We start from the raw sequence: 12,846 nt of genomic DNA, 5'->3' as shown, positions 1-12,846 counted from the left end.
CGGGATCAACCCCGTGAATGCATAGAATGAACCAATCCTGAGGAGGGGTAAAGCATTGCTTAACGATGATTCCCAAAGTCTTTTTGATATCCGACGCCTGGCCCTCCTGGTGGAAGTGGTTGAGCAGGGCTCCATCACGTCAGCGGCGGAATTGATGATGTACACGCCGTCGGCGGTCTCGCAGCAACTCCGGAAGCTCGAGCAGGAAGTCGGACAGCCATTGCTCAACCGCCGCTCCCGGGGCGTCGTCCCCACGGAGGCGGGGCAGGTCCTGGCGGGTCACGCCCGGAAGATCGTTGAACAGATGATGGCCGCCCAAGCCGATCTTGCCCAGATAGCCGGACTCAAGCGCGGGTCACTGGCGGTAGGGACCTTTCCCACGCTGGCCGGGTCCTTCCTTCCCCTGGTGATCCGGGTCTTCAAGAAGCGCTACCCCGCAATCGGACTGTCACTCCGGAGCGCACGCTTCGACGAACTCGTCTCCGACCTGCAGTCGGGCGTCACGGGGTTATGCCTGCTGTGGGACTACCCTTGGAACCGCTTTCACGACGACGCGATCCGCGTCACCGAGGTTTTCCAGGAAAGCACCGTCCTTCTCATCTCCCGCAGTCACCCCCTGGCTGAGCGGGACGAAGTCCGCATGGAGGAGTTGAGCAAGGAATCATGGATTGTCCGCGCCGAGGCGCACCCCGTTGTGGAAGTGCTCAAACGCTCGGCGCACGACGCCGGTTTTGAACCGTCCATCGGCTTCCTCGCCAATGACTACCAGGAGGCGCAGGCGATGGTCAGCGTCGGCATGGGCGTGGCGATGGTCCCCCGGACCGCCGTGGCCCTGCAACACCCCGACGTCAAGGTCATCCACCTGGGGGACGCCGCACCTATGCGCCGCATCCTGCTCGCGCAGCGGCAAGACAAGGTTTACGCTCCGGCAGAAGTAGCGTTCCAATCCACGCTCATGGAACTGGCAAACAAGCACGCAGGGGATTACCTCTAAGGCGCGAAACGCCAACACGTTCGGCCCCCGCAACCTACTGGTCCATTAACGACAACCTTTGCGGTGCAGGAGCGTGTGCGGTGAAACCCCTTTTTCTTGTTGCACTGGCAAGCCCCACCTTTGAGAAGCTGGATGTCCACGTCCTCCTCATGACCGGGCTGGTTTTGGTCACCGGGCTAGGAGCAGCAGTGTGCATCATGCTCCTCCTGCTGTTGGCGCCCGTCCTCCATATCCTTCTGGCCACTCGGACAACAAAAAAGAGTGCCGCCCGAAAGTCGGCGCCGAACGACTAGAACGATCTAGACAGCCGACGGTCCCTGTGCCACCATGATTCCACTAGAACGATCTAGAAGCATAGGAGTCCCGTTGAGCTACCTCCATCACCCCGCCGCCGCAGACCAGCCCGTACGCGTTGCCTTGATCGGCGCAGGCTGGATCGGCAAATTCCACGCCGAGTCCATTGCCAAGCGCATTCCAACAGCACACCTTGAAGCAATGACCGATCCCGTTCTTCCCGCAGTTCAGGAACTCGCTTCCACCTTGGGTGTTCGAAAAATCAGCACGGACGTCCAGGATGTCCTCGCGGATCCGGACGTTGATGCGGTCCTCATCGCCGCACCCATGCGCTTCCACTCCGACCTCATCACGGCCGCCGCACACGCGGGCAAGGACGTTTTCTGCGAGAAGCCCGGCGGCGCCACCCTGGATGAACTCGACGCCGCCATCGACGCAGCGGCGAGCGCCGGCGTCGTACTCCGCTTCGGCTTCAACCGGCGCTACTCCAGCGACTTCGCGGCCGCACGCAAACTGATCGACAGCGGCACGGTGGGGACCCCGCAATTGCTTCGCTCGCTGACGCGCGACCCCGGGACCGAGGCCGGCATCAGGAACCCTGAACGCATCGCACCGGGAACCATCTTCCTGGAGACCCTGATCCACGACTTCGACACCCTCAACTGGCTCAACCCGGGCGCCGTGCCCGTGAAGGTCCACGCAGTTGCGGATGCCTTGGTGGCACCCGAGGCGAAGCCGGACGGCCTGCTGGATACCGCCGTCGTGACCGTCACTTACAGCAACGGCGCAATCGCCGTGGCGGAGGCCAATTTCAACGCCCTCTACGGATACGACGTCCGCGGCGAGGTCTTCGGCTCCGCCGGCATGGTCACGGCGGGTTCGCCGCAGGCCACGAACGCCACCAGCTTTACGGCCGCAGGGGTCACCTCGGACACCACGCGGCTGAACATCGATCTGTTCCGTGACGCGTACACGGCCGAACTTGCGCACTTTGTGCACGACGTCGCCGTTCGGCGGGGCTATGCACCGGAGGGTACGACGGCGGCCACTGCGCCTGCCGCCGTGGCAGCGCCGGGTGGTGTGGACGCGCGGAATGCCTTGGCTGTGGCGCTGGCCGCGGTCAAGTCCGCGGCAACCGGCCTGCCTGTTGAGGTGTCCGACATTGCAGAGTTGCGGGCCGCCGAAGGTGCCGTGGAATTGCAGGGCTTCGTGGAATTGCAGGGAGCATGAGCTTCCGCCTGGCAGTCTGCGCAGAGATGGTCTACGGCGAGCTGCCCCTGATCGACCGGGTGCGCAGGATCCACGACCACGGCTTCGACGTGGAACTGTGGGACACCCGTGGACAGGACATCCCTGCCCTCGCCGCGACGGGAGCCCGGTTCTCGTCGATGAGCGGCTACTTCGGCGGCAGCGTCGTCGATCCTTCAAATGCCCATGAAGTGCTGGCCTCGGCAGAGAAGCTGATCCCCACCGCATTGGAGCTGGGGGTGGAACGAATGGTGGTCCACCCGGCGGAACTGGGCGAAGGTGGACGTGCCGTCCGGCCCACCCACCGGTCCACGGGAGAAATGTGGCTGACCGGGCTCCGCACGTTGGAGAAGCTCGGCGCCTTGGGCGAACAGCATGGCATCACGTTCGCCTTGGAGAACCTCAACACGACCCTTGACCACCCGGGTATCCCGTTGGCGCGGGCAAAGGACACCCTTGCGTTGGTGCGGGCAGTGGACCATCCGAACGTGAAGATGATGCTGGATCTCTACCACGCACAGATCGGCGAAGGGAACCTGATCGAACTGGTCCGTGCGGCCGGGCCGGACATCGGGGAGATCCAGGTGGCGGACGTTCCCGGTCGATTCGAGCCCGGGACAGGAGAAATCAACTACCCGGCCATCGCCAAGGCACTACGGGACGCCGGGTATGCGGGAGTGATCGGCATGGAGGCGGGTGCGATCGGCGGCCAGGGAGTCGAGGCAGGCGACGCAGCACTGTCGGCCTTCCGCGCCGCGTTCGCCTAACCCTGCCCCCACCCCTCCCAACTGGGTCGCATTTGTGCGCGTTCTGAGCCGTCAAAACGCGCACAAATGCGACCTAGTTGGGTTAGTACTTGATGGGTTCCATGCGGCCGGAGCGCAGGGAGAGCGTGGCGGCCTCGGCGATGGCTTGGGCTTTCAGTCCGTCGTCCAGGGTCGGGATCGGGGCGGCACCGCCTTCGAGGGAGGACACGAACGCCGCCAACGCTGCGGCATACGTCGGTTGGACGCGTTCGAACCAGCCGGGGTGGAGGCCATCGTCCACCACGGACGCACCGGAGTACCGGGAGACTGCGCCGTTGCGGTGCCGGCGGGCTTCCACCATTCCCTCGGAGCCCATGATCTCGATCCGCTCGTCGTACCCGTAACCGGTGCGGCGCACGGAATCGATCTGGACCAAGGCCCCTCCGGGGAGCCGCAACGTGACCGCGGAGGTATCGACGTCGTCGTACTGCGCGATTCCCGGCTCAGCCAGAGCCGAACCCGTTGCGAAGACTTCCACCGGATCCAAGCCTGAAAGCCACCGCGCGAGGTCGAAGAAGTGGACGGTCTGGTCGCGCATCTGGCCGCCGGAGACGGCCACGTAGGACAGCGGCGGCATGGACGGTCCGCGGGAGGTGAGCTGGATGAGCTCCACCTTGCCGATCTCCCCCAAGTCCACCACGCGCTTGAGTTCGGCATAGTCGCGATCGAAGCGGCGGTTGAAGTCCACCATCACGGCCACGCCGCTCTGCTGCGCGAACGCCGCGGTTTCCCGGGCGCGGTCAAGGTCCAGGTCGATGGGCTTCTCACACAAAGCGGCAATTCCGACGGCGGCAGCCCGGCGCAGGTGTTCAGCGTGCGTATCGGTGGAGGAGGCGATAAAGACAGCATCGATCCGGGATGGGTCGATGACTTCCTCAAGCGAGGTCGCGGCTACGGCTCCGTGCGCGACGGCGAGTGCCTCCGCCCGCTGCTGGTCAACGTCGTACACCAGGCGGAAATCGATGCCGGGGTGGGCGGCCAGGTTGGCGGCATGGACCGAACCGATGAAGCCGGCTCCCAGAAGGGCGAAACGGGGCATGTCAGGCAACTGCTTTCTCGAGGGCGAACGCGGGGACTTTCCACGCGGAATCGTCGTTGTGGGAGGCGGCGACGGCCTCAACGAACTGGACACCGACCAGGCCGTCAATGCCGGTCGGGAAGGAGAGATCACGCTCCGGGAGTGGCGTGGAGTCACGGCGGGCGCGCAGGGACTCGGCGAGGTCTGAGTAGAAGTTGGCGAAGGCCTCAAGGAAGCCTTCCGGATGGCCGAGGCCCACCCGGGTGAGCCGGGACGCGTCGTCGTGCAGTGTGCTGAGACCGTGAGTGAGGATGGTGGTGGCACCAGCGAGGTCCTGCACCTTGAGGTGGTGCGGATCCTCGTGCAGCCACTCGAGGCTGCCCTTTTCGCCGTAAACGCGGATGCGGAGGCCGTGGTTGTGGCCGGTGGCAGCCATGCTGGCCCACAGCCGTGCGGGGACGTTGCCGGTCAGCTCGAGTTCCACGGTGGCGTTGTCGAAGACGCGACGGTTGGGCACGAACGTTTGCAGCCGCCCGGACAGGCGCTCGGCTTCGAGGCCCGTGATGTAGCGCAGGAGGTGGAAGGCATGCGTACCCAGGTCGCCCACCACGCTCGGGAAACCGGCGATGTCCGGGTTGGTGCGCCAGCCGGCCTGCTTGTGGCCGAGTTCTTCGAGCGGCGTCGCCGCCCAGCCGGAGGCGTGTTCGACGTCGACAAACCGGATGGCGCCCAGCTCGCCCTTGCGGACCATCCGCGCGGCCTGGCGGACCATGGCGTAGGCGGAGTAGCAGTGCGGGACCGCGAGGATTGCATGGTTTTGGTCCGCGACCCGGACGAGCTCCGCAGCCGTGGCGGAGTCCTGGGTCAACGGCTTCTCGCACACCACTGAGATGCCCTTGTCCAGGAAGGCTTTGGCGAGCTGGAAGTGGCTGTCGTTGGGCGTAGCGATCACCACCACATCCACGCCGTCTTCGCGGGCCGCCTCAGCGGCTGCCATCTCCGCGACGTCAGCGTAGTTGCGGTCCGCGGCCACGCCAAGTTCGACGGCGACCTGCCGGGAATTGCTCCGGTCACGGCCGAAGATCCCGGCCCGCAGATCGTAGTGGCCGTCCAGCCGCATGGCGTAGCGGTGGGTCTTGCCGATGTCGGCCCCCGGCCCCCCGCCTACCATCCCGGCGACCAACTGCCGCGAATTCGGTGCACTCATACAAGATCCTCATTGACTCTTTGGAATTTACTTGGACCGGTCCATATTGGAGTGAGGAACAGGGTCTCGTCAACCCCTAAGCTTGAAGATCGAGCCGATTCCGCCGGACCGAGAGGAAGCAGCACCGTGACTGACGCGCCCAAAGTGGCGGCACCAAAACCCACCATCCGTGATGTGGCGAGTGCTGCCGGCGTTTCCAAGTCCCTGGTGTCGCTGGTCCTCCAAGGCTCCGCTAACGTGAGCGAGAGCCGCCGTCGTGCTGTCCTGGAAGCCATGGAGCAACTGGGTTACCGGCCCAACCGCCTGGCCCAGCGCTTGTCCGGGCCGCGCAGCGGAACTGTTGGCGTGATGCTCAACGACATCCGGAATCCATGGTTCGTGGAGTTGCTGGAAGGGCTCACGGCATCGCTGCACGCCGCAGGGGTTTCTCCGGTCCTGGCCGACTCGTACACGGATAACCGCGTAGGCCGGAGCTCCGTGGAGACGCTGCTGGAACAGCGCATCGATGGCCTGGTGGTGGTGGGTACAACCCTCGAGTCCGCCGCGATCGAAGCTGCCTCGCGGAACATTCCGGTGGTACTGGCCGGCACGCGCGAACCTGAACTTCCCGGGGTGGACATTGTGGTCAATGACGACGACGCCGGCGCCCGGCAAGCCACCGAGCACCTTTTGCACTTGGGTCACCGGAGAATCGCGCACCTGCAAGGGCCCGGCATCGTTGGCAGGCTGCGGCGGGAATCGTTCGAGCGCTCAATGCTCGACGCCGGACTGGAACCGGTGGTCGTGTCCGGCGGGGTAAGCGAGGAGTCGGCCTACGCGGCCGCAACCCGCCTGCTTTCGAGGCCGGGACGCCCTACCGCGATTTTCGCGTACAACGACATCGCCTGCATCGGCGCATTATCGGCCGCGGATGACCAAGGGTTGGCTGTACCCGGGGACCTCTCACTGGTTGGCTACGACAACACCTACCTCGCCAAGATCCGCCATCTTTCGCTGACCTCCGTGGACAACGGCAACCTCGCGGTGGGCGTCGAGGCCGGAAAGTTCATCCTCGAACGGCTGACGACGCCCGATCTTCCGGCCCGCCTGCATCAGGTGCCGTCCCGTTTGCAGGTGCGTGGGTCCTCGGGGGACGCGCCCCGGGAGGGGTGACGCCGCCCGGGACGGGTGGCACCTGGGGGCCCTCCCGCCAAATCAATAAGTATGCTTACCATAGCCTCATGACTCAGCGAACGGTTTCGGATCTGATCGTGGAACGCCTCAAGGCCTGGGGCGTGGACAGGGTGTTCGGCTACAGCGGGGACGGCATCAACGGCTTCATGGGAGCACTCCGCCGCTCCGAGGGCGAGGTGGAATTCGTCCAGGCCCGGCACGAGGAAGCTGCGGCCTTCATGGCGGTGGGCCACGGCAAATACACCGGCGGGGTGGGTGTGGTCACTTCCACCCAGGGCCCCGGCGCAGTTCACCTGCTGAACGGCCTCTATGACGCAAAGATGGACGGCGTGCCGGTGGTCGCGATCATCGGGCAGCAAAGCCGCACGGTCCTGGGTTCTGCGTACATGCAGGAGATCGATCTCCTGACCCTGTTCAAGGATGTCGCCGCTCAGTTTGCCCAGCTGGCCAGCTCCCCCGAACAAGTCCCCATGCTGATCGACAGGGCGTTCCGCACCGCCTTGGAAACGCGGACTCCCTGCGTGGTGATCGTTCCTCACGACCTCCAAACAGCCGAAGCCCCGGAGCTCGAACCCGAGCACGGCATTGTGGTCACTGCCCCCGTTTGGCGCCCGGCCCGGGTAGTGCCGCGGGACGAGGACCTTGATGCCGCAGCGGAGATCCTCGCACAAGGCGAACGGGTGGCGTTCCTGGTGGGCCAGGGCGCCCGCAAGGCACAGAAGGAGGTGGTGGAACTGGCGGAACAACTGAATGCCGGCATTACCACCAGCCTTCTCGGCAAGCCCTATATGGACGAAACGCTCCCCTTTGCCACGGGCACCATGGGGCACCTCGGGACCACGGCGAGCGGCCATCTCCTGGAAAACTGCGACACCCTGCTGATCGTCGGATCCAACGATCCCTGGACGGAGTTCTACCCCAAGCCCGGGCAGGCCAGAGCGGTGCAGATCGACATTGACGGGCGGAAGATCGCCAACCGCTACCCCGTCGAAGTCGGCTTGGCAGGCGACGCCGCCGAGACACTCCAACAGCTCGCTTCCCGGTTGGCTGCCAGGGGGCACGAAAAGGAGGCCGAACGCGCCCGGTGGCGTGCCGACGTCGAAGACCAAGTCCGCGCCTGGCGGAAGTTGTCGGCGGAACGCGCCGGGATTGCCGCGAGCCCGGTCAACCCGGAGCTGGTGGTCCGCGAGTTGAACGGCCGGCTCCCGGAGAACGCACAAGTAAGCGTCGACGTCGGAAGTTGCGTTTACTGGTACGCGCGCCAGCTGACCCTCCCGCAGGGAGTCCCGGCGCACCTTTCCGGAACCCTCGCCAGCATGGGTTGCGCCATCCCCTACGGCTTGGCTGCGAAGCTCGCCCACCCGGACCGGCCCCTGGTGGCATTGGCGGGTGACGGCGGCATGCAGATGCTGGGCGTTGCTGAGCTGATCACCGTGGCGCACCGCTGGCGGGACTGGGCGGATCCCCGTTTTGTGGTGTGCGTCTTCAACAACCGGGATCTCGCCGAGGTTTCGTGGGAGCAGCGCGAAACGGAAACCGAACCCCGCTTCAACGACAGCCAGGAGCTCCCGGACTTCCCGTTCGCCGCATATGCGGAGTTGCTTGGCCTGAAGGGTGTCTCTGTGGACGACCCCACACAGCTTGGCGCCGCGTGGGACGAAGTCCTGGCAGCGGACAGGCCGGCCGTGCTGGAAGTGCTGACGGATCCCAACACTCCCCTGCTGCCGCCCTTCCCCGCCGGTGAGCAGAAGCTCGAAGGCATGCAGTCGGCCTTGGACGAGGAAGGTGCGGACGGCGCCTATGCCCGGAAGCTGTTGGACGCTTACGCGGAGGGAGAGGCCCGGTTGAGGGAAGGGTCCTAAAGCAAAAGGACCTCCGGAGCCGGCCTGCCTGGGCAAGTCCACGGCCCCGAAGGTCCTCTTGGGCGGAATTAGTGCTCTTCGTGAAGGGACCGCTTGTAGCGCTCCGGGAGCAGCATGGTGGCGATCATGGACAGGATCACCAGGCCCAGTCCGATACAGGTGAGGGCCAGGGTGCCGTTTTCGGTGTTCTGGAAGATCCAGGCGGCGACAAAGGGGATCGGGGCACCGAAGATCAGGCCGGCCATGGTCATCCCAAGTGCGGAGCCTGTGTAACGCATGGACGTCGGCAGGGCCTCGGAGAAGAAGGCGGCCTGCGTGCCTGCCGTGACCTGAATACCGCACAGTGCGAGCGCAATGATGGCAGCGCTGGCCGGGAAATTTATGGAGTTCATGATCGGGAACATGGTGCCCGCGGCAATGCCCTGCATGGTGAGTCCGAGCAGGAAGGTCTTCTTCCGTCCGATCCGGTCACTCAGGCGTCCGCCCAGCACTGCGGCCGGAATGGAGACCAGGTTGGCCATGAGCAGCAGACCGAAAGTAATGGAGTTGTCGTAGCCGAGTTCCTTGGTCAGGTAGTTCACGGCGTAGGTGACGCTGATCCAGAACAGGCCTGCGGAAGCAGCCCAAGAAAGAACGAGCTTGATGACCGTGCCGGGCTTCTTTGCAATGACGGCCAGCGCTCGCTCCTGCGGAACAGCTGATTCGGCTGCCTTTTTCTGGTTTTCCTTGAAGGCCGGCGTTTCCTCGATGCGACGGCGGATGAAAACGCCTACAACCAGCAGCAGGACACCCATGAGGAACGGAACGCGCCAGCCCCAGGAGGCGAAGTCTTCCTTGGAGAGGAACATAGCCAGACCGGTCAGCGTGAGGGAAGCAAAGGTTTGCGCAAGGGGGGAACCTGTGGCCAGGATTCCGCCGTACAGTCCGCGGTGCGCTGTTGGCGCATGCTCGACGACGAGAACCTGGACGCCTGTCGCCTCGCCGCCGAGGGCGAAGCCTTGCATGAAGCGGAGGAACACCAGCAGGGTCGGTGCAATGATGCCTGCAACCGCGTAGGTGGGCAGCAGGCCAATGAGTATGGACGATGCTCCCATCAGGACCAAGGTGAACATGAGGACGTTCCGACGGCCGATCTTGTCGCCCAGGGCGCCGAAGACGATGCCACCGAGGGGACGGGCCACCATGCCCGCACCGAACGTGGCGAATGAAGCCAGAATGGCGGTGTTCGTATCGAAGCTGGGGAAGAACAGCTGGGGGAAGAGGGTCGCGGACAGTGTGCCGTAAACGGCGAAGTCGAACCACTCCAGCGCTGTTCCGAAAGTGCCGCTAACGACGGCCCGGCGTGACGTCTTGGGATCAAGGGTTGCTGCATCGCCTGCGGCAGGCGCGGACTGAACAGGATTAGCTAATTCCGACATTGGAACTTCCTTGCGTTGTTGATAAGCCAACTTTAAGCCGGGCACCTGCCTGAGAGGATTTCCGGTAAGAACAAGCGTTCGTTTTTAGTGTAGGTGTGACCTGAGTCGCACGCAAGAGCGAATTTCGGGAAGCCGCGAAGCATTCCGTACGAACGCCCGTTAGTCTATGCTTGGTAGTGCTTGGTAGTGAAGGTTCAGCGGCGAACGTTGCTGGACTCCCGTCGTCGATGCCTAAGGGAGAGCAGATGAGCGAGCAGGTACAGGAAAGACTCGTCAAGGGACGCCCGGACCATTTCTGGGACGACCTGGTCACGGGCGATCGGCTGAAGAGTCCGGGAATCACTATTTCCGAAGCCCATCTGGTTCAGTGGGCCGGACTGACCGGCGACTGGGTATCCCTCCACCTCGATGAGGAGTATGCCTCCCGGACCCCCTTCGGGCAGAGGATCGGTCATGGTCCGCTCACTCTCTCCTTGGGCCTGGGCCTCATGACGCAGACCGGGTACTTCACCAATGTCATCGCGTGGCTTGGCCTGGACGCTGTCCGCGCGGTCCAGCCCGTCTTGATCGGCGACACCATCCACGTCGAGGCAATCGTCAGCGAGGCACGCGAGACCAGCAAGCCCGGCTCGGGCCTCTGGACTATCGACTACACGGTGCTGAAGCAGGACGGCAGCACTGTCATGACCTTCTCCAGCAGCTTCCTGATCAAGCGCCGCTGATTCCTGCGGCAAGAGCACCACAGCAAGGACACTTCCATGAGCATCACCACAGAACACCAGGCGTCTTCCCGGGTCGAGAGCGACAAGCACAAATCCCCTGAAGAGCTGCGGGCCCGCCTTGTCAGCTTCCTCGAGGAACACGTGACCGAGGAAAGCCTGATCGCCCATGACGAGGACGAAACCTACGACGTCGAGTTGTTCCGGGCACTCGCCAAGGCCGGATTCGTCCAGCTTGAGTCGCGGATCGGCGGCGCCAAGGCCAAACACCGCAGCCAAACGATCGTCCTCGAGGAACTCGGTGCCCGCGCTACCTCCATGGGCGTGAGCTTCGTAGTCCAGTACATGGGTGTGGAATTGCTGCATTCCTTTGGCACCCCTGAGCAGCAGGAACGCTTCCTGGCACCGCTCTTCGCCGGCGATGCCAAGATGTCCTTCGCCCTCAGCGAGCCTGCCGGCGGAACGGACGTGGCCCGGGCCATGACCACCAAGGCCGTGCAGCAGCCGGACGGGTCCTTCGTGATCAACGGCGCCAAGAAGTGGATCGGCGGAGCATCCGATGCCGACTATCTGATCGTGCTCGCACGCACCAGCGGGATACAGCGCTCCTCCATTGATGGAATCACCATGTTCATCGTTCCGCGCAGCACGCCCGGAATCGAGACCCAGTCCATCGACACCATGGGCATCCGCGCCTTGGAACAATGCGACATCCAGTTCACGGATGTGCGTGTCCCTGCCGAACTGGTCCTCGGCCACGTAGACAAGGGCTTCCGCCACGTCCTGGGAACCCTCAATGGCGAGCGCTTGAACGGAGCCGCTGTTGCCTTGGGAATCGCGCGGGGAGCCTTGGATTACATCGTGGGCTACGTGAAGGAACGCCATGCCTTCGGTCGCCCCATTGGTGCCTTTCAGGCCCTGCAACACAAGCTGGTAGACAGCAGCGTCAAAGTGGAGAGCGCCAGGCTCCTGCTCGAAAAAGCCGCCCTGGCTTCGGACGAATTGGCCGGCGCCGATGAAACCCTTTCGGCGATGGCGAAGCTGGCCGCAGCCGACGCAGCCACCACCGTCACTGACGTCGGAATGCGGGCCATGGGCGGATGGGGATTCCTGCGGCAATTGCCCATGCAGCGCTACTTCCGCGATGCGCGCCTCTACACCTTTGCCCCTCTGACCGATGACATGATCCGGAACTATATCGGAGAGCAGCATCTGGGGCTCCCCCGGTCGTACTGAGTCGGGCAAACCCAGGAAAATCTGAAGACAGCCGCCGGACGCCACCAGCGTTCCGCCGTCGAAGGACACTTGTTTGCTTGCTGTGCGCGCCTCCTCCGGGGCCAACGCATCACAGGCAAACAAGTGTCCGTGCGTTAAACTTTGAGCAAGCGAAAACGACGATAGGTGGCGCCACATGGTTGCAACGACTGAGCGCGGAACCGCGCAGGCCATCCGCGAAGAAGCAGCAAAGCTGTTCTTCGAACGCGGCTACGACGGAACCAGCCTGAGGCAGGTCGCCTCGGCCGTCGGCCTCATGGTGGGGAGCCTGTACAACCACATCGACAGCAAGGAAAACCTGCTGCTGCAAATCATGGGCGGCATCATCGATGACCTCCTGGACAGCGCCCGCAAAGCTATCGAGATCGACGGCGACGCTGTGGACAAGCTGCAGGCAGCACTGACCGCCCACCTGAAGTTCCACGCCGAGCGCGCCCAGGAAGTCTTCATCGGCAACGCCGAGCTCCGTTCCCTTTCCGACGACGCCCGCAACGTGGTGATCGCCAAGCGCACCGAATACGAACAGTTCCTTCAGGACCTCATCGAAGAAGCAGGCCGTGCCGGCCTCGCCGAGGTCATCGATCCCCGGATCCACGTCTACAGCATCGTTGCCCAGGCAACCCACATTGCCGGCTGGTTCAAGCCGGGGGGGCGGATGTCACTCGACGAGATCGTGGCCGTTTACACCAAGCTCGCCCTTCGTGAACTCAACGTTCCCGACGCCGACGCCCGTGTGGACAAGACCAACTAGCCCGCGGTGCCGCCGTCGTAAATCGCATGATTCGGGCCGGTCAGCAACTGCTGACCGGCCCGAATCTCTTGGTGGATCCTC

At 64.0% G+C, this 12,846-nt stretch carries 12 protein-coding genes; 9 read left to right on the top strand and 3 right to left on the bottom strand.

All coding sequences use genetic code 11. From position 1 onward, the window contains the following. The first annotated feature begins 55 nt into the window (after positions 1–55). The 4 genes from AUR_RS12140 (at position 56) to AUR_RS12125 (ending at position 3,303) form a co-directional block, all read left to right on the top strand. Positions 56–994 carry a LysR family transcriptional regulator gene (locus AUR_RS12140; RefSeq protein WP_062094775.1) on the top strand — a complete coding sequence of 313 codons (939 nt, stop codon included), beginning with the start codon at positions 56–58 and terminating at the stop codon, positions 992–994. A gap of 80 nt (positions 995–1,074) precedes the next feature. Beyond that, positions 1,075–1,287: a hypothetical protein gene (locus AUR_RS12135; protein WP_062094774.1), complete on the top strand. Its 213-nt coding sequence runs from the start codon at positions 1,075–1,077 to the stop codon at positions 1,285–1,287. Between the two features lie 73 nt (positions 1,288–1,360). Beyond that, complete coding sequence (locus AUR_RS12130; RefSeq protein ID WP_062094772.1) at positions 1,361–2,518, top strand: Gfo/Idh/MocA family oxidoreductase; 1,158 nt, start codon at positions 1,361–1,363, stop codon at positions 2,516–2,518. Next, positions 2,515–3,303, top strand: a complete 789-nt coding sequence (locus AUR_RS12125) for a TIM barrel protein (protein WP_062094770.1) — start codon at positions 2,515–2,517, stop codon at positions 3,301–3,303. Before AUR_RS12130 ends, AUR_RS12125 begins: the two co-directional genes overlap by 4 nt. Positions 3,304–3,385: 82 nt before the next feature. Here the strand turns inward: AUR_RS12125 and AUR_RS12120 are convergent, their stop codons facing one another. Both AUR_RS12120 and AUR_RS12115 read right to left on the bottom strand, forming a co-directional pair. Then, entirely contained in the window at positions 3,386–4,381 is a 996-nt protein-coding gene (locus AUR_RS12120) for a Gfo/Idh/MocA family protein (RefSeq protein ID WP_062094768.1), read from the bottom strand. A 1-nt stretch (position 4,382) separates the two neighbouring features. Continuing rightward, positions 4,383–5,567: a Gfo/Idh/MocA family protein gene (locus tag AUR_RS12115; protein WP_062094767.1), complete on the bottom strand. Its 1,185-nt coding sequence runs from the start codon at positions 5,565–5,567 to the stop codon at positions 4,383–4,385. A 126-nt stretch (positions 5,568–5,693) separates the two neighbouring features. Between AUR_RS12115 and AUR_RS12110 the strand changes: the two genes are divergently transcribed. After that, positions 5,694–6,719, top strand: a complete 1,026-nt coding sequence (locus tag AUR_RS12110; RefSeq protein ID WP_062094765.1) for a LacI family DNA-binding transcriptional regulator — start codon at positions 5,694–5,696, stop codon at positions 6,717–6,719. A 68-nt stretch (positions 6,720–6,787) separates the two neighbouring features. Then, positions 6,788–8,602: a thiamine pyrophosphate-requiring protein gene (locus AUR_RS12105; protein WP_062094763.1), complete on the top strand. Its 1,815-nt coding sequence runs from the start codon at positions 6,788–6,790 to the stop codon at positions 8,600–8,602. A 68-nt stretch (positions 8,603–8,670) separates the two neighbouring features. Here AUR_RS12105 and AUR_RS12100 read toward each other — a convergent pair whose 3' ends face one another. Then, positions 8,671–10,020, bottom strand: coding sequence for an MFS transporter (locus tag AUR_RS12100; RefSeq protein ID WP_062094760.1), 1,350 nt, complete (start codon positions 10,018–10,020; stop codon positions 8,671–8,673). A gap of 245 nt (positions 10,021–10,265) precedes the next feature. On the opposite strand from AUR_RS12100, the gene AUR_RS12095 reads away from it, so the two are divergent. The 3 genes from AUR_RS12095 (at position 10,266) to AUR_RS12085 (ending at position 12,765) form a co-directional block, all read left to right on the top strand. After that, a complete protein-coding gene (locus tag AUR_RS12095; RefSeq protein ID WP_128397161.1) occupies positions 10,266–10,742 on the top strand; it encodes a MaoC/PaaZ C-terminal domain-containing protein in 477 nt (158 codons plus the stop codon). Positions 10,743–10,778: 36 nt separating this feature from the next. Continuing rightward, on the top strand, positions 10,779–11,975 hold the full coding sequence (locus tag AUR_RS12090; protein ID WP_082694535.1) for an acyl-CoA dehydrogenase family protein: 1,197 nt from the start codon (positions 10,779–10,781) through the stop codon (positions 11,973–11,975). A gap of 175 nt (positions 11,976–12,150) precedes the next feature. Further along, positions 12,151–12,765, top strand: a complete 615-nt coding sequence (locus tag AUR_RS12085) for a TetR/AcrR family transcriptional regulator (protein WP_062094757.1) — start codon at positions 12,151–12,153, stop codon at positions 12,763–12,765. Positions 12,766–12,846 lie beyond the last annotated feature (81 nt).

The organism is Paenarthrobacter ureafaciens (assembly GCF_004028095.1).
Taxonomy (GTDB): Bacteria; Actinomycetota; Actinomycetes; order Actinomycetales; family Micrococcaceae; genus Arthrobacter; species Arthrobacter ureafaciens.
This window is presented reverse-complemented; position numbering and strand designations above follow the sequence as displayed.